Annotated in this window: 26 protein-coding genes and 2 tRNA genes; 15 read left to right on the forward strand and 13 right to left on the reverse strand. The window is 36.0% G+C overall.

Annotation, left to right across the window (positions count from 1 at the left end):
• Positions 1–1,653, forward strand: a complete 1,653-nt coding sequence (locus AC07UM_RS07100; RefSeq protein ID WP_494681847.1) for a serine hydrolase domain-containing protein — start codon at positions 1–3, stop codon at positions 1,651–1,653.
• 64 nt (positions 1,654–1,717) lie between these two features.
• Here AC07UM_RS07100 and rimM read toward each other — a convergent pair whose 3' ends face one another.
• The 7 genes from rimM to AC07UM_RS07135 all read right to left on the reverse strand — a co-directional run bounded on the left by rimM (position 1,718) and on the right by AC07UM_RS07135 (position 6,063).
• Entirely contained in the window at positions 1,718–2,260 is a 543-nt protein-coding gene (rimM, locus tag AC07UM_RS07105; RefSeq protein ID WP_103232973.1) for a ribosome maturation factor RimM, read from the reverse strand.
• Positions 2,261–2,274: 14 nt separating this feature from the next.
• A complete protein-coding gene (locus AC07UM_RS07110) occupies positions 2,275–2,841 on the reverse strand; it encodes a 30S ribosomal protein S16 (protein ID WP_103232972.1) in 567 nt (188 codons plus the stop codon).
• Positions 2,842–2,956: 115 nt separating this feature from the next.
• On the reverse strand, positions 2,957–3,541 hold the full coding sequence (locus AC07UM_RS07115) for a hypothetical protein (protein ID WP_494681848.1): 585 nt from the start codon (positions 3,539–3,541) through the stop codon (positions 2,957–2,959).
• A 1-nt stretch (position 3,542) separates the two neighbouring features.
• A complete protein-coding gene (locus tag AC07UM_RS07120) occupies positions 3,543–4,052 on the reverse strand; it encodes a nitroreductase family protein (protein WP_494681849.1) in 510 nt (169 codons plus the stop codon).
• A 46-nt stretch (positions 4,053–4,098) separates the two neighbouring features.
• Positions 4,099–4,734: a DoxX family membrane protein gene (locus AC07UM_RS07125; protein WP_494681850.1), complete on the reverse strand. Its 636-nt coding sequence runs from the start codon at positions 4,732–4,734 to the stop codon at positions 4,099–4,101.
• Between the two features lie 93 nt (positions 4,735–4,827).
• The gene (locus tag AC07UM_RS07130) at positions 4,828–5,277 is read right to left on the reverse strand and encodes a hypothetical protein (protein WP_494681851.1); all 450 of its coding nucleotides are present in this window, start codon (positions 5,275–5,277) and stop codon (positions 4,828–4,830) included.
• A 261-nt stretch (positions 5,278–5,538) separates the two neighbouring features.
• Complete coding sequence (locus tag AC07UM_RS07135; protein WP_124534491.1) at positions 5,539–6,063, reverse strand: SRPBCC family protein; 525 nt, start codon at positions 6,061–6,063, stop codon at positions 5,539–5,541.
• 217 nt (positions 6,064–6,280) lie between these two features.
• On the opposite strand from AC07UM_RS07135, the gene AC07UM_RS07140 reads away from it, so the two are divergent.
• The 11 genes from AC07UM_RS07140 (at position 6,281) to AC07UM_RS07190 (ending at position 13,596) form a co-directional block, all read left to right on the forward strand.
• On the forward strand, positions 6,281–8,299 hold the full coding sequence (locus tag AC07UM_RS07140; protein ID WP_494681852.1) for a M3 family metallopeptidase: 2,019 nt from the start codon (positions 6,281–6,283) through the stop codon (positions 8,297–8,299).
• A gap of 14 nt (positions 8,300–8,313) precedes the next feature.
• On the forward strand, positions 8,314–8,592 hold the full coding sequence (locus tag AC07UM_RS07145) for an immunity protein PIM1 family protein (RefSeq protein ID WP_494681853.1): 279 nt from the start codon (positions 8,314–8,316) through the stop codon (positions 8,590–8,592).
• Positions 8,582–8,737 (forward strand): immunity protein PIM1 family protein, encoded by a 156-nt coding sequence (locus tag AC07UM_RS07150; RefSeq protein WP_494681854.1) that lies wholly within the window; start codon positions 8,582–8,584, stop codon positions 8,735–8,737. Before AC07UM_RS07145 ends, AC07UM_RS07150 begins: the two co-directional genes overlap by 11 nt.
• A gap of 128 nt (positions 8,738–8,865) precedes the next feature.
• Positions 8,866–9,285, forward strand: coding sequence for a DUF1801 domain-containing protein (locus AC07UM_RS07155; RefSeq protein WP_494681855.1), 420 nt, complete (start codon positions 8,866–8,868; stop codon positions 9,283–9,285).
• A gap of 38 nt (positions 9,286–9,323) precedes the next feature.
• Positions 9,324–10,634, forward strand: a complete 1,311-nt coding sequence (locus AC07UM_RS07160) for a hypothetical protein (RefSeq protein WP_494681856.1) — start codon at positions 9,324–9,326, stop codon at positions 10,632–10,634.
• 13 nt (positions 10,635–10,647) lie between these two features.
• Positions 10,648–10,722 (forward strand) — tRNA-Lys (locus tag AC07UM_RS07165).
• A gap of 4 nt (positions 10,723–10,726) precedes the next feature.
• Positions 10,727–10,799, forward strand: a tRNA-Lys gene (locus AC07UM_RS07170).
• A 92-nt stretch (positions 10,800–10,891) separates the two neighbouring features.
• On the forward strand, positions 10,892–11,275 hold the full coding sequence (locus AC07UM_RS07175; protein ID WP_494681857.1) for a tetratricopeptide repeat protein: 384 nt from the start codon (positions 10,892–10,894) through the stop codon (positions 11,273–11,275).
• Positions 11,276–11,304: 29 nt separating this feature from the next.
• Positions 11,305–11,505: a YqaE/Pmp3 family membrane protein gene (locus AC07UM_RS07180; protein ID WP_494681858.1), complete on the forward strand. Its 201-nt coding sequence runs from the start codon at positions 11,305–11,307 to the stop codon at positions 11,503–11,505.
• Positions 11,506–11,573: 68 nt separating this feature from the next.
• A complete protein-coding gene (locus AC07UM_RS07185; RefSeq protein WP_494681859.1) occupies positions 11,574–12,305 on the forward strand; it encodes a methyltransferase domain-containing protein in 732 nt (243 codons plus the stop codon).
• Positions 12,306–12,492: 187 nt separating this feature from the next.
• A complete protein-coding gene (locus tag AC07UM_RS07190; protein ID WP_494681860.1) occupies positions 12,493–13,596 on the forward strand; it encodes a serine hydrolase domain-containing protein in 1,104 nt (367 codons plus the stop codon).
• Between the two features lie 13 nt (positions 13,597–13,609).
• Here AC07UM_RS07190 and AC07UM_RS07195 read toward each other — a convergent pair whose 3' ends face one another.
• Together AC07UM_RS07195 and AC07UM_RS07200 are read right to left on the reverse strand one after the other, a co-directional pair.
• Positions 13,610–15,016 (reverse strand): MFS transporter, encoded by a 1,407-nt coding sequence (locus AC07UM_RS07195; RefSeq protein WP_494681861.1) that lies wholly within the window; start codon positions 15,014–15,016, stop codon positions 13,610–13,612.
• Positions 15,017–15,055: 39 nt separating this feature from the next.
• Positions 15,056–15,613 carry a TetR/AcrR family transcriptional regulator gene (locus AC07UM_RS07200; protein WP_494681862.1) on the reverse strand — a complete coding sequence of 186 codons (558 nt, stop codon included), beginning with the start codon at positions 15,611–15,613 and terminating at the stop codon, positions 15,056–15,058.
• 206 nt (positions 15,614–15,819) lie between these two features.
• Here AC07UM_RS07200 and AC07UM_RS07205 point away from each other — a divergent pair, with 206 nt between their 5' ends.
• Positions 15,820–16,200, forward strand: a complete 381-nt coding sequence (locus AC07UM_RS07205; RefSeq protein ID WP_494681863.1) for a VOC family protein — start codon at positions 15,820–15,822, stop codon at positions 16,198–16,200.
• Positions 16,201–16,296: 96 nt separating this feature from the next.
• Positions 16,297–16,920, forward strand: coding sequence for a hypothetical protein (locus AC07UM_RS07210; protein WP_494681864.1), 624 nt, complete (start codon positions 16,297–16,299; stop codon positions 16,918–16,920).
• A gap of 13 nt (positions 16,921–16,933) precedes the next feature.
• On the opposite strand, the gene AC07UM_RS07215 is transcribed toward AC07UM_RS07210, so the two are convergent.
• Positions 16,934–17,953 (reverse strand): NAD-dependent epimerase/dehydratase family protein, encoded by a 1,020-nt coding sequence (locus tag AC07UM_RS07215; RefSeq protein ID WP_494681865.1) that lies wholly within the window; start codon positions 17,951–17,953, stop codon positions 16,934–16,936.
• Between the two features lie 59 nt (positions 17,954–18,012).
• Positions 18,013–18,588: a Crp/Fnr family transcriptional regulator gene (locus tag AC07UM_RS07220; RefSeq protein WP_494681866.1), complete on the reverse strand. Its 576-nt coding sequence runs from the start codon at positions 18,586–18,588 to the stop codon at positions 18,013–18,015.
• A gap of 128 nt (positions 18,589–18,716) precedes the next feature.
• On the opposite strand from AC07UM_RS07220, the gene AC07UM_RS07225 reads away from it, so the two are divergent.
• On the forward strand, positions 18,717–21,086 hold the full coding sequence (locus AC07UM_RS07225; protein WP_494681867.1) for a TonB-dependent receptor domain-containing protein: 2,370 nt from the start codon (positions 18,717–18,719) through the stop codon (positions 21,084–21,086).
• Between the two features lie 64 nt (positions 21,087–21,150).
• Here AC07UM_RS07225 and AC07UM_RS07230 read toward each other — a convergent pair whose 3' ends face one another.
• Both AC07UM_RS07230 and AC07UM_RS07235 read right to left on the reverse strand, forming a co-directional pair.
• Positions 21,151–21,537 carry a hypothetical protein gene (locus AC07UM_RS07230; protein WP_494681868.1) on the reverse strand — a complete coding sequence of 129 codons (387 nt, stop codon included), beginning with the start codon at positions 21,535–21,537 and terminating at the stop codon, positions 21,151–21,153.
• A complete protein-coding gene (locus AC07UM_RS07235; protein WP_262697077.1) occupies positions 21,537–21,671 on the reverse strand; it encodes a hypothetical protein in 135 nt (44 codons plus the stop codon). The genes AC07UM_RS07230 and AC07UM_RS07235 overlap by 1 nt, the downstream gene beginning before the upstream one ends.
• Positions 21,672–21,704 lie beyond the last annotated feature (33 nt).

Raw genomic sequence — 21,704 nt, forward strand, 5'->3', positions numbered from 1 at the left:
ATGAAAGTGATCCTATTATCGATCTTTATTGTCAGCTCTTCTCTTTATCAGGGACAAGTTAAAAATATAGTCAATCCTGAGAAAATTGAGTCTCCTGTTCAAAAAACACATTCCGGAAAAGTGGTTTTCCTTACCCAAAATATTGCTCTGGAGAACGTAAAGGATTCGGATCTTATTTCTTCTTCCATATTTCAGGAAAACGGAGATCTTAGCATTCATGCTTTTTTTGAAAATTCACTTGTCAACTACCTTCATCAGCTTGAACCCAATTGGACTGTAGATGAACTTCTTAAAAACGGAAATTATCAATTTTCATTCTACGTTGACGGAAAACTCATCTATAAAGAAGATCTCAATACAGGCGCAGGTACTCCGGAAAATAAAAAAACCAAAACAACATTACGAATTCCTTTTATCAGCAGTAAAAACGAAGATTCGTGGGGAAGATACCTATGGATGCGCTTTTATATGGCTCATGACGGTATTGATGCCCTGGCAGCAGGAAATCACATTTTAAAAATTGAAATACGCCCTTATCTGAAAGCTTCTACCCTAAAAACAGGACCTATTATCTCGGAAGGGCAAATCAACCTTACCGTTCCTTCTCAAAATATTTCCGAGAGTCAGACTGTTGTTCAACCGATTCAGCCTAACAGTGGATGGAAGACTTCCCAGGAAAAAATCAATACTACAATGATCAGAACCCTGAATAAAAAAATTGCAGAAAACAGGTTCAAAGATGTCACCGGGATTGTTATTGTAAAAGAGGGAAAATTGCTTCTGGAAGAATATTTTAACAGCTCCGGAAGAGACTCTCTGCAGGATACACGATCAGTAGGAAAATCCTTTTCATCAGCTTTGACTGGGATTGCAATAAAAGAGGGGTATTTAAAAAGTGAAAATCAACCGCTGAAGGAATTCTATGATTTAAAACAGTTTAAAAATTATTCTTCCCAAAAAGATGATGTCACCATAAAAAGCTTATTAACGATGAGCTCCGGATTTGATGGAAATGACCAAGATTCTGAATCTCCCGGAAATGAAGAAAATATGTATCCTACTGACAATTGGATAAAGTTTGTATTAGATCTTCCGATGACTGAGAATACAATAGGAAAAAACTGGAATTATTTTACAGCAGGAGTTGTCGTAACCGGAGATATTTTGGACAAAACAGTTCCCCAGGGATTGGAAAAATATGCAGATAAAAAATTGTTTCGCCCTCTTGGAATCACCAATTACAAATGGCAGTTTACTCCTCAGCAAAAACCTTCTCTGGCCGGAGGATTGCGCATGAAAGCCCTCGATTTTGCAAAATTCGGACAACTGTATAAAAATAACGGAGTCTGGAATGGCAAAACAATTTTGAGTACAGACTGGGTTAAGAAGTCATTTACCAATTATTTTGCAGACAATACTGATTTTGAAGGCTATGGATATTTATTCTGGAGAAAGGTATATACCGTTGGAAATAAAAGCTATGAGGCTTTTCAGAGCAGTGGAAATGGAGGAAACAAAATCATTATGTTCACCAAAATCCCTGTTGTCATAGTCATTACGGCACAGGCGTATAACAAACCTTATGCCCACCAGCAAACCGACAAAATAGTACAGGAATATCTTTTACCCGCCATCATGATGGGTAATGAGTAATCAATAATGAAATTTTAAATAGAGATGGAAAGATGGGGCGAAAAATTTCTGCTTATTGCAAAAATTACTCATCTTTCTTAGATGGAACCAGGAATACGTCCATCAAGCCTTCCGGCAGCTGCATTTTAATAATTCTCTCTTCTCTGTCAACCTCCAGAACCCAGTCTTTGATCATGGGAATTACAATTTCTTTTCCTTCAAAATTTAAAATGAAATAAGTCTGCGCCGTCTGATCATTTACAGAACGGATCACACCACAATCATTATCGTTTTCGTCAAGGATATTATACCCGATGATTTCGTGGTAATAGAATTGTTTTCCTGAAAGTTTAGGCAGCGTAGCAAGCGGAAGGTAAACACTTTTACCTAAAACCTGATCTACCATTGCCTCAGAAGAGCCTTTGAATGCAAGATTCAGAGCATCAAGTTTGCTCCATGATGATTTTTCAATAAAAAATGGAACCAATAATCCGTTGATTTCAACGAATATTGATTCCAATTTATTGTAAAGCTCGGGTTGGTCGGTATCCAATTTAAGGATCACGTTACCCGCAAGTCCATGTCTGCGTGTGATTTTCCCTAAAAAATAGCAATCTTCTTTACGCATAACAGGGTTTGTTCTTAAGCTTCAGTGTTTTCTTCAGTTTCAGCAGCAGGAGCTTCTCCTTCTGTAGCTTCAGCAACAACTTCTTCAGCAGGTGCGTTTGCAGCTTCTTCAGCAGCTTTAGCATCAGCTTCAACTTGTGCAGCAGCAGCAACTCTAGCTTCGTTTACTTTTACTTCAGCATCTAAAGCAGCTTTCTTAGCATCAGCTTTAGCAGTTGCTAAACCTTCTACTTTTCCTTGTACTTTAGAGTCTTTAGCGTCTACCCAAGCATTGAATCTTTTTTCAGCTTCAGCTTCATCAAAAGCACCTTTAGCTACACCACCTTGTAAGTGTTTTTTGTAAAGAGCACCTTTGTAAGATAAAATAGCTCTAGCAGTATCAGTAGGCTGAGCACCGTTGTTTAACCACTGTACAGCAGAATCAACGTTCAATTCGATAGTTGCCGGGTTAGTAATTGGGTTGTAAGTTCCTAGTTTTTCGATGAATCTACCATCTCTTCTAGCTCTTGAATCTGCAACCACGATGTGGAAAAAAGGTTTTCCTTTTTTACCGTGTCTTTGTAATCTGATTTTTACTGACATAATGTTTGAATTTTACGGGAACTCGTCCCAGTTAAATATTTAAGAGTGCAAAGATAGTAAAAAAGTTTGAAGTAAAAAGCTTCGAGTAAAAAGTTTTATAAATTCAAATTATTTTTTAGCCAAGCATGGCAAGAGAGAATATTGTTGAAATAATTACAGAAATTAAAATAGCCATAAAAACAGCAAAATTATCCCGGGTCTTTCCTGTAATGCCATAGATCACTACATAATTGATGATATAAACAGGTACCAGCAAAAAAAAGGAGAACTGTCCTGTAAATGAGATTATAGCCTTAAAAAAAAGAAGTCCGGTAACAGAAGCTGCTACAATTCCTAAAAGGCTTTTAAAAATTATTTTCTCATCTATTTTATCATTCTCTTTTACCTTTGAAAATTGATCAAATTTCTCAAGAATAAAAATTTTCAATTCCCCCCTTTCCATGATTTCTGAAGAGATGTTTTCAAAAATAAGATCTATTTTTTCTCCTTTCTGCACTCTGTTGTGTACTTCAAACGAGATTCTTCCTTTTTCTTTAATTAAAATTTTCCTGTATTCGGCTTTTTTTACAAATTCATCATAATTAAATTTCTGACTGATTGCTTCACGCATTTCATCATTTATTTTTCCTGTGTGATCAGTCATATAAAGATAGGCGACCAGCAAATCTTCTTCATTATAATTTCTGTAAATATTCTTCATATTATACAGTTCCCATATAGAAAAGCCCCAGACATTTCTGATTTTCTTCAATGGTTAGAGAGTCTTTCAGATCATCTACAATTTTAGGGGAACTCCAATAGCAGCCAATATTGTTCGCTGTACAGGTAAGATACATATTCTGAACCGCCATTGAAGTAGCAGCGATCTCTTCCCATTCAGGAAGCATTCCGCTAAAATTCACTACAATGGAGACTACAACATCCGCTTTATTGATTTTAAAACCGATGTCATTGTGTTTTTTTTCCAGGAAAAGCTGTTCCGGCTGACTCGCCTTATAGATAGCCTGCATTTCTGAAGCCAGTTTTGCTTTTTCTTCTCCTTTGAATATTTTAAAACGCCAGGGTCTTGTACGTTTATGATTGGGAGCCAAAGTCGCTGAATGTAAAATCTCATCAAGAACTTCCTGAGAAATTTCTGCATCTGTATAATCTTTTGGGAAAATACTTCTTCTTTGCTCTATGATTTCTTTTAAAATGGATGCTTTATTCATACCCGCAAATTTACAACATGAAATTCAATCTGTTTCATTTAAATTGTTAAGTATTGACTGCCAGTTTATGATTTTTATAAGCTTTGTAATTGCTTATGGCAAAAGTGGTAAGAATAAGTAAAACGAGTGCCCTAAACAGCCATTTTTCATAAGATTCCCCTTTCATAGGATCCAGCAAATATAAAGCAATACAACTTATCGCGTATACCACTCCTGCAATGATCCAGTTGTACCCGGAATCAGGATATTCTTTTACTGTACCTGCTTTATTGTAATTAAAAATCGGACGTAGTTTATGTTGGTCCCAGATCACCAATACAAGAACAGCCATCATCATTAAAGAGGTTATAATCCAGGTACCTTTAAACGAAAGACTTATGGTAATGATCCATACATTTGTCAGTATGGCAAGAAACATCAATGCGCCCAATGTAGCATAACGCTGTGTCATGAGTAAAATTCCGGCTGTTATCTGAGCCAGTCCTAAAAAATTCCAGTAAAAGCCAGACTGATACAATGCTTCAAAAAAATATCCTATCGGTTCATCTGTTGAAATCCGGGTGAATCTTTCCCCCATCAGTTTTACCAGTCCGGACGGGAAAAAAGCAAATCCCACCAGATAACGCAGGTGTATAATCATCCAGTGATTGAACCTGCTGGTCCTTAAGCTGTCAAATTTCATGGGTATATGTTTTTGAATCACAAAGTATTAAATAAAAGTAAAACTTCAAATACATTTGAAGCTCTATTATATGGAGGTCATTTACTATTGATATTATAATACTTCTATGACCTTTTGGTGGATTTTATTTAAGGTAAATTCATCCCCTGATTTCATTCCCATCATTTTTTTAGCCATAGGGCTTTCGGGGGAGATGGCATAGAACCTGTCTCCTTCAAAAAAGAACTCCCCTAATGACACGGAAATATAAAACCTTGCTTTATTCGTAATGACCAGAGAGCCAAGCTGCACTCTTTCTGTAGCTGTATTGAGTACTTTTGCCAAATTTCTTTTAAGATCATTCAAAGCTCCCAGCTGTCGCTGCATCTGATAAATCTCCTCCTGCATCTCTTCTCTCATACTGTCATATTTCGGAGTTTTTTTAATGTCACGACTGGCTTCCAATGTAAATTCGATAAAATTTTTAAGCTTTTCAATTTTCTCTTCGATAGCCATTTTCACAAAGTCTCTGATATCACTTTTTTCAAATACAATCTTCTCCATAGAATCGATTCTTTATATAAAGATAATATTTTTAGAATAATATTTCAATAGCTTACTATAAAATAACTCTTCCAAAGGATATCATCGCTTTAAAAATTATTCCAGACTTAATTTTTTACAACTAAAGTCAGAGGTAAGGCATTATTATTTTATTTTGATGATCGTGTGATACTAAAGATAAAGAAAACAAGATTCAATCAACGAGATTGGTAAAAAAGGATTTTAATAAAAAAGCCTTGTACAATTTACAAGGCTTTCATTTTATTTTTCAGCAAGTTTCTTCAGATCCGTTAGTCCCTGACCAAACATTTTATCCATGTTACTGTTCATCATAGGTTTCATAATCTTCATCATGGCGTTCAGCTCATTATCGATCATCCAGGTTACTTTTGTTCCGTTACCTTCAGGGGTCAGCACAATATTACTTTTGGCAGTTCCTTCAAAAGGCTTTATAAAATGAAGCTGAGTACCTAGTTTTTCATTGGCTGCAATTTCTGTGATGGTTTGTTCTCCTTCACTGTCATCTCCTTTCCAATGATAAGAATCCCCCATTTGGTCCCCTTTTCCTGAATAAGTGACAGAGAAATTCTTGATTTCTTTAGAAAAAGGATCCCAGGTATTGTATGCTTGTAAAGAGTTTGTATGCTGCCACACTTTTTCTTTCGGAGCATTGATGACGATAGATTTTTCATAATGATAATCTTTACTGAAAGCCAGCATAGCGATTACAGCATAGATGAGAATCAGTACGATGATGGTACCAATAATTTTTAAGAGTGTTTTCATAGTTTATATATTTTATATTAAGGTTATTCATTTTAATGATGACTGTTAAATCTGTTCTCAAAATTAAATATTCCCACATCACTCCGTCTTTCCATATGACAAGATTATTTAAAGATAAGTATTTTTGTCATAAGTTTCCGGTAAGGCATTATTTTTGACCATTTCAGCTGTGATTCCCGATGAATCATTAAATTTACCTTACATAAAAAATCTAAAAATGAATATTTTAACAGAAAAATTTCACACTCCATATCATTCAGCACCATTCAGTGACATTAAAAATGAAGATTATCTTCCGGCATTTAAAGAATTAATTCAAAAATCCGAAGCAGAAATTGATGCTATTGTCAATAATCCTGAGGCACCCACTTTTGAAAATGTGATTGAAGCATTAGCCTATTCAGGGGAACAGCTGGATGTCGTTTCCAACATATTTTTCAACTTAAATTCTGCAGAAACCAGCGATGAAATCCAACAGATTGCTCAGGAAGTTTCTCCGATATTAACAGAATATTCTTCAAAAATCTCTCAAAATGAAGCCCTTTTCAACAAAATCAAAAAAGTATATGATGAAAAGGAGAAATATAATCTCAATGAAGAGCAGGAAATGCTTTTGAATGAAACCTACAAAGGTTTTGTAAGAAGCGGAGCGTTATTGAATGACGAAGACAAAGAGAAATTAAAGAAAATCAGCATGGATCTTTCTTTAAAATCGTTACAGTTCGGACAAAATGTACTGGCTTCTACCAATGCCTATTTTAAACATATCACCCATAAAGAAGATCTTGCCGGAATTCCGGAGGCTATCATTGATCAATATGCTGAGGAGGCCAAAGAAAGAAACCTTGAGGGCTGGGTAGTCACTTTGCAGTATCCAAGCTACCTTCCGTTCATGACGTATGCTGAAAACCGTGAATTGAGAAAAGAACTGGCTTTAGCAAATGGTAAAAAATCTTTTGACGGTGGAGAATTTGACAATCAGAATCTTATTAAAGAGCTTCTTCATTTGAAGCAGCAGAAAGCTGAGCTTATTGGATATAAAAACTATGCAGATTTTGTTCTTGAAGAAAGGATGGCGAAGTCTCCGGTAAAGGTTTTAGATTTTTTAAATGAGCTTTTGACCAAGGCAAAACCTTATGCTGATAAAGAAATTGAAGAATTAAAATCTTTAGCCAAAGCGGATGGAATTGATGAAATACAGGGCTATGACCACGCTTATTATGCTGAAAAACTTCGTAAGGCAAAATTTGACCTTAATGATGAAGAATTAAAACCTTACTTCCCATTAAACCAGGTGCAGGATGCTGTATTCGGATTGGCTGGAAAACTTTTCGGGCTGACTTTTGAGGAAAGAAATGACATTCCGAAATACCACGAGGATGTAAAAGTATATGAAGTAAAAGAAAACGGAACTTATAAATCTCTTTTATACGTTGATTATTTCCCGAGAAAAGGGAAAAGAGCCGGAGCCTGGATGACCAGCTATAAAAATCAGTACAAGCAAAATGGTGAAAATTCACGCCCGCATATTTCAATTGTCTGCAACTTCAGCAAACCGACAAAAGATACTCCTAGTTTACTAACGTTCCAGGAAGTAACTACTCTATTCCACGAGTTCGGACATGCCCTTCACGGAATGATGGCGGATACCCAATATCCTACGCTATCAGGAACTTCTGTAAAATGGGATTTTGTGGAACTTCCCTCTCAGTTTCTTGAAAACTTCTGCTATGAGCCTGAGTTCTTAAAAACTTTTGCAAAGCATTATAAAACTGGAGAAGTACTTCCTGACGAAAAAATTGAAAGAATCGAGCAGTCTAAAAACTTCATGGAGGGCTACCAAACCTTAAGACAGATAGGTTTCGGACTTCTGGATATGAATTATCATACGAAAGTTGCAGAACTGGAGAATGAAAGTGTAAAGGCATTTGAGGATAAGTATACAAAAGCAACCACTCTTTATCCTTCTAATTCTGAAACGGCCATGAGCCCTAGTTTCTCTCACATTTTCCAGGGTGGATATTCTGCCGGATATTATTCTTACAAATGGGCAGAGGTTTTGGATGCTGACGCCTTCCAATACTTCAAAGAAAACGGAATTTTCAATCCTGAGATTGCTGCTAAATATAAAATATTGCTTTCTTCGGGCGGAACTAAAGATCCAATGGAACTGTATAAAAGTTTCAGAGGCAGTGAGCCGAAAGTGGAAAGTTTGTTGAAAAGAGCATTTGGATAGGATACATTTAAATTATGACAGAGAAAATAAGCATTTTGGAAGCTGTTTTTAATGAATCTTTAAAAGCTGCCCTTCACAATATGACTCCTGAAAAGATTGATGAACTCCTTGACAACAGAGATTCAGCTGAGTTTTCAGAGACATGGATGAAAACATACCAGGCTATTGAAGAAAAATCGGTGGATGAGGAAACAGAAGATAAAATCAGTAATGTTCGAAAGGAGATTTTCATATCGACTTTCAGAACTACCGGGTCTTCAGATTTACCGGCTTATATTTCTGATGATTTCTGATGATTTCGGTTTGATCTGCTCTTACTATATTCATCAGATTGAAAATACCTGGGTGACTCACTTACTTTTCACTTATCTTAATCATCAGATTCCGCAAGGTGAGCTGATGAAAACGGATAAAACAATGAAAGAGCTGATTCAGTAGATCAGGGAAATAAAATAAAAAAAGAACAGCAATTGCTGTTCTTTTTTTTCATAATTGTCTTCCATTCTAGCTTTATGAAAATTTGTAAATTAGTCGCTCAATAACCTCAAACCAATTCCTGATTTCACATGACCATTCAAGAACAAATCAAAGACTATATCAACAGCCAGCCTGAGCTGAAATGTAATGATATGGAAGAATTGCATGGTATTATTCTGGAACTCCATCCGGCATGTCAATTATGGTTTATGGACGGCAAAAACAGTGAAAATAAAACGGTTTCCAATCCCAATATCGGATATGGTTTGTATACCCTGCACTATGCTGGTGGAAAAACCAGAGATTTTTACCAGATTGGAATGAGCGCTAATACAACAGGAATCTCAGTCTATATTATGAACATCAGTGATAAAACTTACTTAGCCAAAACCTATGGAGAAAAAATAGGCAAAGCCAGTGTGACAGGATATTGTATTAAATTTAAAACCCTGAAAGATATCAACATTGAAATCCTGAAAGCTGCAATACGGGATGGTATAAAAGCATAAGTACATCTCCTATCAAAATATCTTATAACTTTGTCTTTATGGTCCATATCGAAACGCTTTATAAAACCTTACATGAACGCAGACGTCCCGAAGATGTTGCAGAAATGATAGATGAATTGATGAAAATCCATCTATCTGCTCAGGAATGTGCTGTTTTAAGTAAAGCAACTAATCGCTCGCTGAAAAATAATTTCTATGGCTATACCTCAATGCTTGAATCATTTGGAGAAGCTGTCGGAGCCGGAAAACAGATCAAAAAAGCGACTGAGATCTTTAAGATCAATGAAAAAGAAAATTCCGGGTATAATAATGTGGATGAAATTGAAGCTTTTCTGAAAGAAGTTTCTCCTATTATTCATAAAGATGTAGGGCAAAATGATTTCAGAAAAGATCGTCTTAATAAAGATTTGAGAAAGCTTGCCGGAATGGATATTTCCAAACGGAATTATAATAAAAAATGGAGACTTCTGAAACGAATTGAAATAAGACTTCAAAAGTTTATTCAAGAATCAAAAAAGATAGAATTTCAGAAAATTTCCAAACACGGACTTTCTCATGCGATCAGTTTTGAAGATTTTTCCACTGATATGAACACAGCATGCTTTATTGCATACTTTAATGCGCGAAGCAATATGAGAAGTACCTTTACCAATCAGAGTCAGGACAGACCTTTTGATGAGATATGCGACATGCTTTTCAACCGATGCAAACAAAATCCGGAAGGAACAAACTGGTCAGCTATTTCCTATATCTACACTTCCCAAGAAGTTTTACTTCATCTGACAGATGAGCAAAAAGGTAATTTATTGGGTAAATGGACTGTTATTCTTGAAGAAATTTCCGGATTTCTGGAAACGCTTTGGAATGAAAATGATATTTATAGAAAAACCATGGCGGTCAAAAGAGGAAATGACTCCACCACCTGGAATAATACGGCCGGAGCCTGGAATAAAGCGAGAGATAACTGGATGAATATAATTTACGCTTTAGGATTGGATTCTGTTCTAGACGATCTTTGTTTTGGAAAAGTAATGCGCCTGATGGCTGCCGATGTCATCGCGTGGCATTTATCAACCGGCGGGAAGATTGATCCCAATACAGAAGTCTGGAATAATGTACCTTTGCCGTGGGAAGTTTTTCAGGAAAGGGTTTTCTGTAATAAAGAAACCATTGTCAATGCCTGCAGGGAAGCGGGTATAGATCCTGAAAAATCAGGCTGGATTGCCCCCAGAATTCATGGGGTAAGCCCTTTCAAGCCAACTCCCGAACTGGTGCATGGTGTAACGGTTTCAAATCCGTTTTTAGCAAAGGTTTTAAGACAGAACAAATATTTTTCTGGAAAACTCTGAAAAAAAATACAAAGGATAGGTTAGCTCAGTGGCAGAGCACCCGGCTCTTCACCCGGGTTGACGTAGGTTCGAGCCCTGCACCTATCCTGATATCTGATATAGCTCAGTGGCAGAGCACCCGGCTCTTGGACCGGGAGGACACAGGTTCGAGCCCTGTTATCAGACCTGATTGATAGAATAATGAATAAGAACCTTTCTCTTCTGGGAAAGCTAAATTTATAGAGCATAAGCAATCATCCATTCTGTAATTTTAAATCATGAGCACGATAACATTAAGATTAGAAAACGTAAAAAAACTTCAGGCTAAAAGATGGGATAATGAGGACCATTGGGATACTTTAAATGATCTCTTAGTAAAAGAATTAGATGAAATTCTACTTGTTGAGCCAGAAAACACTTCAGCATTAATCAATATTGGTGCTATTTATTCCGATATGGGAGAAAACGAAAAAGCTCTGAAATACTTAAAGACCGCTCTAAAGTTAGGTTCGAACGACAAAAATCTGTTTGTAAACCTGTCGATCGTGCTTATTTATATGGAAAAACATCAGGAAGAATATTTAGAATACCTTGAGGAAGTGGAAGATAAAATTGAGGACCCTCTCACTTTTAAGGCATATTTTGATCCTCAATCTCATTAAAAATAAGTATTAATTAAAAATCTATAATCATGTTACTCGCTATTTTACTTCCGTTCTTATCGTTCATCATCCGGGGGAAAGTGATCACAGGAATTGTCTGCCTTATTTTACAAATTACCCTGATCGGATGGCTTCCTGCAGCAATATGGGCAGTTCTTTCTCTAAATAATGAAAGAGCGGATAGACGAAATGACAAACTTATTAAGGCAATGCGTAAAAATAACGGTTAAACGATTGAAATCTTCCATTGGCTGAAAAATTTTAGACTAGCATCAAAAGAACAATAAATTCCTATCTCATGAAAGAAAATAAATACGACAATCCGTCATTTTTTGACCAGTACGAAAAAATGCTCCGTTCTCAAATAGGATTGGAAGGAGCCGGAGAATGGCACACCTTGAAAAATATGCTGCCGGACTTTCAGAAAAAAAACGTCCTTGATCTGGGTTGCGGCTACGGGTGGCACTGCCGCTATGCAATAGAAAATGGGGCAAAGTCTGTGATTGGAATTGATCTTTCAGAAAGAATGCTGACAAAAGCTAAAGAAATCAACAATATGGAGGGAATTCAATATGAAAGGAAAGCCCTTGAAGATGTTGATTATCCTGCAGAAAAATTTGATCTCATACTCAGTTCACTCACATTGCATTATGTGGAATCATTTGACACCCTTGCTCAGCATATTTATCAATGGCTTTCTCCCGGCGGATCTTTTGTTTTTTCCGTGGAACATCCTGTTTTCACAGCAGAAGGCGGTCAGGATTGGGTATATGACAAAGACGGTCAGAAAACCTGCTGGCCCGTTGACGGGTATTTTGTGGAAGGGAAAAGAAACACCACATTTTTAGGCGAAAATGTTATAAAATACCACCGTACATTAACTTCTTATCTGAATACATTATTAAAACATGGTTTTAAAATTAAGGAAATTATAGAACCAAAGCCTAGTCAGGAGATGCTGAAAGAAATTCCGGAAATGAAAGATGAACTACGCAGACCTATGATGTTGCTTATTTCTGTTGAAAAATAACATAAAACAACTTCATTTTCAGAGTAGTCACTTTGATAAATTATGTTTCTTGGTCATCTATAATTTGTATTGATAATACTACTGATTATTATGAAAACCGGAATCATATTGTAAAAACACAAATTACTATATTGCATAACATAGTAATAAAAATAAATTATATCTTTGCATAACAAATTACATAGTTATGATTATTAAAAAATTGATAACCGCTCTTTTTTTGCTTCCATTTTTAATTCATACGATGGATGCTCAAATGCAAACAAAAGAATATGAAAAGAAAATTGACAGTATTATCCAGACTGAATTTGGGAATACCAATGAGCCAGGAGGTGTTTTTCTGATTACTAAAAACGGAAAAAGTCTATACCGGAAAGCTTTCGGAAAAGCCAATCTTGAACTCAATGTCAATATGACACCGGATCATGTTTTCCAAATTGGATCGATGACCAAGCAGTTTACTGCTGTGGCTATTTTGATGCTGGAACAACAAGGCAAACTCAATGTTAACGACCCGGTTTCCCAATACGTCAAAGATTATCCTAACGGAGATAAAATTACCCTCCATCATTTGTTAACCCATACTTCAGGAATTAAAGATTTTACCAAAATAAAATCTCTGTCTACCATTGCTCAAAAAGAGATGAAGCCGGAAGAAATGGTTAACTTTTTCAAAAATGAACCTGTGGATTTTGCACCTGGGGAAAAGTTTGATTACAACAATTCCGGATATGTGGTTTTAGGTTATATCATTGAACTCGTTTCCGGAACTTCTTATGAAGACTTTATTAAGAAAAACATCTTTGATAAGGCTGGAATGATCCATTCCTATTATGCTTCCGACAGAAAAGTGATCCCTCAAAGAGCTTATGGCTATCACAAAAAAGAGCAGGGATTTGTTAATAGAACAGTGATCAGTTTCAGTGTTCCATTTTCCTCAGGCTCATTGATGTCTACAGTAGATGATATGCTTAAATGGCAGCAAGCACTCAATCAAAACCTATTGCTGAACTCTAAAGAAACCCAAAAAGCTTTTCAGAAATATAAACTAAATAGCGGGGAGGAATTTACCTATGGATACGGATGGCATCTGAAGGATATTAATGGAGTTCCTGACCGCGAACATGGAGGAAGTATATTTGGATTTAAAAGCATGGGAGTTTATGTTCCGGAAGAAGATATATATGTGATTGGATTCAGTAACTGCGACTGCCACTCTCCTACTGAAGTTACCCGAAATATTGCAAAAGCGACTTTAACTGAAATCAAAACCTCATCAAAGAAGCCATAAAATACGCTCCATCTTATTTCTTCCTGTCCATCTTTGGAAGAACATGATCAGGCACTTTAAAAATAGTGACAATGACAAAAATCAGGCAGAGAATATTAATAAGTACTGCAACTGAAAATGCCTTGTGATAATGCTGTATCAAAGGTTTTTCTCCAAGAAAATAATAGAAAACACTTCCTACCGCAACAATCCCCAGAATGGCTGCAATCTGCTGAAAAGTATTATAAACACCGGATGCATTGCCTATCAGTTTTTCTGACATTCCAGACAAAGCAATATTAGCCAGCGAAGGAATGATAGAACCCACTCCCAATCCGTGTAAAAATAACAGCAGGCAGAAAATTGGAAAGCTGGTCTGCATTCTGAATAAAAACAGCTGGAGAAAAAGAATAACAATAATAAAAATCAGCCCTGCAATCAGGGCTTTTTTACCATATTTTAAAACCATTTTTACAGAAGTTATAGAGGCGAGAATAAAACCTAGTCCCTGGAAAACAATAATTTCTCCTGCCTTGAGTGCAGTTATTTTTAAACCATCCTGAAAAAAAAGGGACACGATATAAAAATAAGAATCCAGCATAATAAAAAAGAAAGAAACAGCCACAATACCCAGATTGAAATTTTTATAACGAAAAATCTCAAAATCAATAAGATAAGGACGGTCTTTTTTTATTCTTCTCTTCTGATTTTTTATAAAACCCGATAAAATTACAGCAGAAATAATCATCAGAAAAGCATTTTTGAGATGAAACCCTTCATGCTCAAACATTGTCAATGCATAAGTAACACAGAATAATGCCGCTGAAATCATCAAGACCCCTCCCATATTCAAAGACTGTTTTACTGAGATTTTAGATTCATCCAATATTTTTAAACTCAGAAAGACCGCCGGAAGACCTATAGGAATATTCATCAGAAAAATAAGTCTCCATGATTCTTCCATTATTGTTAATGATGAAAAATATCCTCCGAGAAACTGTCCCAAAACAGTTCCTATCCCAATCGTAATTCCATACCACCCCATGGCTTTTGTACGTTCTTTATGATCTGGAAATAAAATCTGTATCATAGACAGTACCTGCGGGGCCATCATTGCAGCACTCATTCCCTGTACAAATCTTGAAATAACCAGCTGCCCTGCTCCCACAGAAACTCCGCAGGCGATAGAACTCAGCATAAAAGCAAGCAGTCCGATTGTATACATTTTCTTCATACCATATAAATCTCCCAGCCTGCCTCCTGTAATCAGAAAAGAAGCAAAACCAATGAGGTAAGCGGCAATCATAAACTGCATTTCCCCGTTAGAAGCATGAAGGTCATTCTGTATGGAAGGAATGGACACATTGATAATGAAAATATCCATAATCGTCAGCAATTGACCAAACAATACTATAATCAATTTCAAATACTTATAATTCATTTTTATATAGATATATCTATTTTTAAATATTAAAAAAAATTAGGGTAATAAACCCTGAACCATTTTTTTGACCTGATCAAAAGAATCATTTTGTCTATTGATTGTAGAGGTCACAACTGCTCCTTCTATTAAAAGAAAAATAGTGTCGGCTAACAAATCTTTATCCGCTACTTCTGCTCCATATTCTTTTATGATTATTTTAATCATATCTTTCTGTTTTTCTTTATGCTGTCTGGCAAAAGCGGTAACGGAAGGGTTCCCTTCTCCTATTTCGGAGACAATTTTAATGAAATGACATCCTGCAAATTGGTAGGTCTGCTGCAATTTTTTCCTGTAGTCAATCAGTGCCAGAAGTTTTTCTCTTGGTTCAGAAATTTTGGATATGCTGCTTTCAAATCCTTCAAACCAATTGAGCTCTTCTTTTATAAGATAAGCCTGAAGAAGATCATTTTTAGATGAAAAGTGATTGTACAGGGAGCCAATAGCAATATCAGCCTCTGCAATAATCTGGTTAATCCCCGTAGAATTGAAGCCCTGCTTGTAAAACAGATCCGAAGCCACTCTGATAATTCTGTCTCGTACTTTTTCCTTTTTCATCCTGAAAATTTTTACAAATCTAGTCAAAAAAATAGATAAGTCTATCTATTTTTAAAATACAGATAAAATTTTTATTTTAGATCAGAGAAAAAAATCTCATTCATTCAAGCTTCAATCCCATGAAATCACTTCCTTTATTTATGATATTCTTACTGTTAATAGGCGTATCTTGTAATCCTTCACCTAAACCAACCCCAGCAAAAAATATGAGCTCCACCAATCCTGTTGTTTATTTTGAAATCCCTGTTCATGATCTGAAGCGTGCAGAAAAATTCTATTCTGCTGTTTTCAATTTTAGCTTTGAGAAAGAAATCATTGACAGTTATGAAATGGCTTTGTTTCCTTTTGAGGAAAAAAACAGCGGTATCTCAGGAGCATTGGCTAAAGGAGATGTCTACAAACCTTCCAGAAATGGGGTTATCATTTATTTTAAGACGGAAAGTATTGAAGAGACATTGAAAAAGGCTGTACAACATGGAGGCTCTGTTCTTTATGCTAAAAAGACAGATGAAAAATATGGTTTTGCCGTAGCGGAATTTGAGGACTCGGAAGGGAACAGAATTGCTCTGCATGAAACCGTAAAATAGCTATACCATTTGATGCATATTAATTTTTTAAATAAGGTTAAGACATATTTTGTATCTTTAAATAACCATTTTTAAAAGATTAATTGGTAAATAACTATGGCGGAAGAACTTTATTTCATCAAAACCAACCCTATTATTGCCAAAATCAATTTGTACAATAAGCTTAATCGTGACGAGGATAAGATTCTGAGTTTCCTTCAACCTGAAGCAAAAGCTACCCTTGAAACGATTAAAGAAAAAATACAGGACTCTGTTGAAGAGCTTACCCAGGAAGAACTTTTACTTATTTTTCAATGGTTCAGCCGTGTTTATTCTTCAGATCATGAAGAAGCCAAGACTCAGCTTTTCATCAATGGTATTGATCTTTTTTACGAAATCCCGGCTGCGATTCACTCTGAAAATTTCCTCCAGATTCTTTCAGGCTATGAAAAACTCCTGAAGCAGGACATGAATTATATTGTGGATTCTCAAAACTTCAACCAATTCCTGATCTACGGAATTTTTCTCACAGAAATTCTGAATAGAGAACAAGGACATGAAAATATCCTTTGTGACTACCTGAAACCAGACAATAAGTCACTGTATCTTCTTGCTGAAAATCAATTAAATTCAAAAGAATTTGACCCTAAAATCGTTCCCGATCTTCAGCATCATTTTACGGATCTTTATGATCTGACCAAGTTTTACAAAGGTCCTATTATCAAACTTGAAAATCAATAAAAAAAGAGGTTTTTCAGACCTCTCTCAGTATTTCAGGGTTTTTCATCAGGTAGTCTAATGCTTCTTTCACAGCTTGTTCAGGACTTTTAGGATTGAATCCCAATTCATTTCTGGCTTTAGAAATATCAAAATCCTGCTGTAATCCTGAGAACATGGCAATATCTTTCCGGGTAAGTATCGGAGGTTTTCCACTTAGTTTTGCGGTCAGTTCCATAAGGGCTGCAATGGTAAACAGAATTCCTTTGGGAACAGAACGCGGGATGTTCAGCTTCAGGTCAGGATACAGTGTATTGGCAAGAATGGTTGTATCGGTAATGGTCATACATTTTTCATTGGCGAGAATATAACGCTCGCCGGAGCGACCTTTCTCAGCTGCCAGATAACATCCTTCTGCAACATCTTTTACATCTACCCAATTCAGAGTAATTTTAGTATCTACAGGAATCTTTTTATTCAAAATTAATGTAAGAACTCCATACGAAACATTTAACGGTAAAAATGCTTTACTTCCAATCATGGCAGAAGGCATGACGGAAACCAGTTCTATCCCTAGTTTTGCAGCCAGATCAAAAGCCAGTTTCTCACCATCATTTTTAGAGTTATAATACATATCTCTGCGGTCCGGATTATAACCGTTGCTTTCTCTGGTAGTTAACTTTGTATAATCGAGTGCTGCAATAGAACTTACATACACTATTTTCTTCACACCTGCTTCAGCAGCAGCTTCGATGGTATTTCGGGTACCATTGATATTCACATCATAGATTTCCTTCTTCGGATCTTTAGCCCATAGTTTAAAAGAAGCTCCTACGGCATAGAATGTTTCCACTCCCTGCAGTGCTTTTACAAAAGAAGCTTTGTCGGTAATATCCGCCTGTACCAGTTCACAATCCAACCCTTCAAAAGGTTTTGTATTTTGTGTATTTCTTACGGCAGCCCGCACCGGAAGTCCATGCTTCAGTAAAAATCTGACTAGATTATTTCCCAGATGTCCATTGGCTCCGGAAACAAGATTGATATGATTCTTTGTCATTGCATACATTTTAATGCTGCAAAGTTCATCTTCCCGGCACCGGAACCACTTGACTTTTGTTAGTTAATTATTTTCCTCCGGATTCTACTCAGACTTTCCGGTTTCATTCCCAAAAATGAAGCAATATACTGGATAGGAACATTCTGAATAATTTCCGGATAATCTTTCATGAGTTTCAGGTAACGCTGTTCAGCATTCAGAACAGACAATTCTCGGGAACGTTTTTCATTATAGGCAATCGACTGCTGGAAGACCGAAATACTGAAATCTTTCATTGCCTGGCTTTGATTGATCAAATGATCCAGGTTTTCTTTGGAAATTCTCAAAAGCTCAGCATCTGTGATACACTCTATATTATTTTCAGAAACGGTACCGTTGATAAATTCTGAATAAGACGTAAAAAATCCCGGCGGACAATTGATATGTGTGGTCACTTCATTGCCATTCTCATCCATATAAAAAAGCCTTAGGTATCCAGAAACGATATAGTAAAGGTATTCAGGTATTCTTCCAGCCTCTTCTATGACTATATTTTTTGAAAACGCCACAGGCTCAAAGTATTTTTTGACAGCTTCGGTTTCTTCACGGGTAAAAGCATGAATGGAGTGAATATATTGTAAAAGCTTGTCGTGCATTGATATTTTTTTAGTCTTATACAAAAATACCAAAAGAAAAATCCAATATTAATCATTATTAAAATAAATTTTTCACTGATGAATGTAATAACATAGATTGAATAATTGTCTTGTATTAAAACAAAACTATGCGAAAGATTGTCATTCTTTTAGGTCTTATTTCCACGTCTTTTCTTTTTGCACAAAGCGTTGAAGGGATTATTACAGACAAGGATAATAAGCCGGCGATGGAAACTGAGGTACTGATTACAAAAAATGATGTGAAATTTTCAGCCATCACGGATGACAAAGGAATGTTTAGAATTCCTTTAAAAGAAGACGGAGATTATTTATTTGAAATTATAAAAGACGGGATAAAAACCAACAGTGAAAAAATTAGCGTAAAAGGCGCCTATAGAAAAGATTTACAAATTAAGGATGTGCCTGTTACCGAACAGAAAATAGAGGGTGTAACTGTTACTGCAAAGAAAAAATTATTCGAAAGAAAAGTAGACCGTCTGGTTTTTAATGTGGAAAATTCTGTAGCCTCTCAGGGAATAGATGCTATAGAGGCACTCGCCAAAACACCGATGGTAAAAACCAGCGATGATGCAATAAGTATTGCCGGAAAAAGTAATGTAGCCGTTATGATCAATGACAGGCTTCTTAACCTGAATGGACAGGAACTTATCAATTATCTGAAGACACTTCGTTCTGATGATATTCTGAAGATCGAAGTGATTACCACTCCGCCTGCCAAATATGATGCTGAAGGAAAAAGCGGACTGATCAATATTGTGCTTAAGAAAAATGCCAATCTGGGCTGGAATGGTTCTATCCAGACTTCGGGAAATTATTTTTGGAACAGACCTACTGTATCCTCAAGAAGTGGAGCTTCCTTTAATTATCAGGGAGAAAAGCTGTCTATAAGCACAAATTTATCCCTAGGAGATAACTACTGGTACTATACTACTTATAATTATCTTTCCGGTACTACGAATAATGATTACTGGAACAGAGATACCCAGACCCTTAATAATTATAAGTACAAAGGTGGAAACGTAAAGACAGAATACAAGATCAATGATAAAAACCTTATAGGGATCAACTATAACTACTCGCACAGTAATCCTTTGGAAAAGGGAGAAAGCCAGGCAACCAGATTCAATGATGAAGGGCTGCTTAATATTCTTTCTAACTACAGGAACAGAAACAGCAGGGATGTTCACAATGCAACGGCATTTTATGAAACAAAGCTGGATAGTGCAGGAGGTAAGCTTACTATTACAGCGAATCTGATGCTTAATAATTCCAATGCAAGAAATTTCTCCAATACCATTACTTCGGAAACGATTTCTACAATGGCCAATCCTATCAGTAAATACAGGATCTATTCCGGACAGGCTGATCTTGAAAAAACGTTTGCTAAAGTCAAGACAGAGTCTGGTATAAAGTATACCAAGATTAAAAATGATTCTGAATTTAATTTCTTTGATATCAAAAACGGACAGTATAATCTGAATTCAGGAAGAACCAATACTTTCTTTTATAATGAGGAGAATTTTGCAGCATATTTCTCTACCAATTTTAAGATCAGTGAAAAATGGGATGCAAAGGCGGGGCTTCGTTATGAATATACAACATTGGAGGGAGTTTCTATGAATGATAATACCTCAGCGAACATCAAGTATGGGAAATTTTTCCCTACTGCCTATATCAGCTATAAGCCCAATGAGAATCATTCGTTCTCTCTTAACTATTCACGCAGGATTTCACGTCCTTATTTTGGCAACCTGAATCCATTCAAGTATTATACTTCGGAGTATGAATACACCACTGGTAACCCTTATCTTTTGCCTTCCTTTTCAGACAATTTTGAATTCGGATATGTTTTAAACAATAATCTTAATATCACTTTATATTATAATTACAACAAAGACAACTGGGACCGAATTCAGATGGTAGATGGCAACTACAGATATACGATTTCCAAAAACTTCTATAATGAAGACCAGGCAGGAGTCAATATCAGTTATAATTACAACAAACTGAAATGGCTGGAATCTACCATTTTTGTCAACGGATACTATACAAAATCAAAATCTTATGATCCATTGATTCTTCCTGCGCCGGCTGGATACAGTGCCAATCTTAATATTGACAACAGCTTTTTCCTTAACAAGGAGAAAACGGTCACTCTTATGCTTGGGCTTTGGGGAAGTCTTCCCAACAGAGACGGAAATACTTATTATTATACCAATGCTTCACTGTATACAGGGATGAAACTGGCTTTTATGGATAAAAAACTATTGGTCAATCTGTACTTAAATGATATCCTGAATACCAATCGTGAAAAAGGGATAGAATATTACCCTACTTACAATATTGATTACCAGTACAAAGGAATCACCAGAAACGTTCATCTTTCTCTTACCTACAAATTTGGAAACAACAATGTGAAAGGAGCTACCAAGCAAGTGAAGTTTGAAGAATCCAACAGAGCTGGCGGCAACAACTAAACTTGCTTCTGCCACAATTATTTTTGACCAGGATAAAAACTATACCACAGCCAACAGCTTCTTTTTACGATGGAGAACTGTTGGCTTTTTTATGTATTTTACGATTGAATATCTTGAACTTAAAAAAGCAGTACATCATTCCCCCTATGAAATAAGCGAATACATCATAAAAATCTCCGGTAAAATGGCTGGATAATTTCGGACAAAGCACTTCAAATAAAAAAGACAGATAAAGCACTGAAGTCAGTACAAACTTCAAATCAGGTTTCCAGTGACAGCCTAATACACCGTTCATGATATACTCTATCAGATAGCAATACATAGGAACGGTGATACAATCTGTAAAATAATCATTAAGAAACGGAATATAAATTCCGTTTTGTCTCAATACAATCACTGCTCCCCAAACTGCCAATCCCAGCAGAAACCAAAAGGAAATTCTCTTTTTCATTACATATGAAGCACAGCCATAATGATCCCAAGGATTACCTGCAGGATTTTCGAAATCATTTCCTGGGGATCTGTTTTATTTTCCTTTCCGTTTTTCTCTGCTGTTTCGTAATCGAATTTTTGTTTTCCTTCCATTATCACAAAATTTGATACTGCAAATATATCAAA

It is taken from the genome of Chryseobacterium sp. GW821-FHT04C04, assembly GCF_059420365.1.

Coding starts and splice junctions, on each gene's coding strand:
- AC07UM_RS07100 (WP_494681847.1), top strand. CDS start 1: ATGAAAGTGATCCTATTATCGATCTTTATTGTCAGCTCTTCTCTTTAT.
- rimM (WP_103232973.1), bottom strand. CDS start 2,260: ATGCGTAAAGAAGATTGCTATTTTTTAGGGAAAATCACACGCAGACAT.
- AC07UM_RS07110 (WP_103232972.1), bottom strand. CDS start 2,841: ATGTCAGTAAAAATCAGATTACAAAGACACGGTAAAAAAGGAAAACCT.
- AC07UM_RS07115 (WP_494681848.1), bottom strand. CDS start 3,541: ATGAAGAATATTTACAGAAATTATAATGAAGAAGATTTGCTGGTCGCC.
- AC07UM_RS07120 (WP_494681849.1), bottom strand. CDS start 4,052: ATGAATAAAGCATCCATTTTAAAAGAAATCATAGAGCAAAGAAGAAGT.
- AC07UM_RS07125 (WP_494681850.1), bottom strand. CDS start 4,734: ATGAAATTTGACAGCTTAAGGACCAGCAGGTTCAATCACTGGATGATT.
- AC07UM_RS07130 (WP_494681851.1), bottom strand. CDS start 5,277: ATGGAGAAGATTGTATTTGAAAAAAGTGATATCAGAGACTTTGTGAAA.
- AC07UM_RS07135 (WP_124534491.1), bottom strand. CDS start 6,063: ATGAAAACACTCTTAAAAATTATTGGTACCATCATCGTACTGATTCTC.
- AC07UM_RS07140 (WP_494681852.1), top strand. CDS start 6,281: ATGAATATTTTAACAGAAAAATTTCACACTCCATATCATTCAGCACCA.
- AC07UM_RS07145 (WP_494681853.1), top strand. CDS start 8,314: ATGACAGAGAAAATAAGCATTTTGGAAGCTGTTTTTAATGAATCTTTA.
- AC07UM_RS07150 (WP_494681854.1), top strand. CDS start 8,582: ATGATTTCTGATGATTTCGGTTTGATCTGCTCTTACTATATTCATCAG.
- AC07UM_RS07155 (WP_494681855.1), top strand. CDS start 8,866: ATGACCATTCAAGAACAAATCAAAGACTATATCAACAGCCAGCCTGAG.
- AC07UM_RS07160 (WP_494681856.1), top strand. CDS start 9,324: ATGGTCCATATCGAAACGCTTTATAAAACCTTACATGAACGCAGACGT.
- AC07UM_RS07175 (WP_494681857.1), top strand. CDS start 10,892: ATGAGCACGATAACATTAAGATTAGAAAACGTAAAAAAACTTCAGGCT.
- AC07UM_RS07180 (WP_494681858.1), top strand. CDS start 11,305: ATGTTACTCGCTATTTTACTTCCGTTCTTATCGTTCATCATCCGGGGG.
- AC07UM_RS07185 (WP_494681859.1), top strand. CDS start 11,574: ATGAAAGAAAATAAATACGACAATCCGTCATTTTTTGACCAGTACGAA.
- AC07UM_RS07190 (WP_494681860.1), top strand. CDS start 12,493: ATGATTATTAAAAAATTGATAACCGCTCTTTTTTTGCTTCCATTTTTA.
- AC07UM_RS07195 (WP_494681861.1), bottom strand. CDS start 15,016: ATGAATTATAAGTATTTGAAATTGATTATAGTATTGTTTGGTCAATTG.
- AC07UM_RS07200 (WP_494681862.1), bottom strand. CDS start 15,613: ATGAAAAAGGAAAAAGTACGAGACAGAATTATCAGAGTGGCTTCGGAT.
- AC07UM_RS07205 (WP_494681863.1), top strand. CDS start 15,820: ATGAGCTCCACCAATCCTGTTGTTTATTTTGAAATCCCTGTTCATGAT.
- AC07UM_RS07210 (WP_494681864.1), top strand. CDS start 16,297: ATGGCGGAAGAACTTTATTTCATCAAAACCAACCCTATTATTGCCAAA.
- AC07UM_RS07215 (WP_494681865.1), bottom strand. CDS start 17,953: ATGACAAAGAATCATATCAATCTTGTTTCCGGAGCCAATGGACATCTG.
- AC07UM_RS07220 (WP_494681866.1), bottom strand. CDS start 18,588: ATGCACGACAAGCTTTTACAATATATTCACTCCATTCATGCTTTTACC.
- AC07UM_RS07225 (WP_494681867.1), top strand. CDS start 18,717: ATGCGAAAGATTGTCATTCTTTTAGGTCTTATTTCCACGTCTTTTCTT.
- AC07UM_RS07230 (WP_494681868.1), bottom strand. CDS start 21,537: ATGAAAAAGAGAATTTCCTTTTGGTTTCTGCTGGGATTGGCAGTTTGG.
- AC07UM_RS07235 (WP_262697077.1), bottom strand. CDS start 21,671: ATGGAAGGAAAACAAAAATTCGATTACGAAACAGCAGAGAAAAACGGA.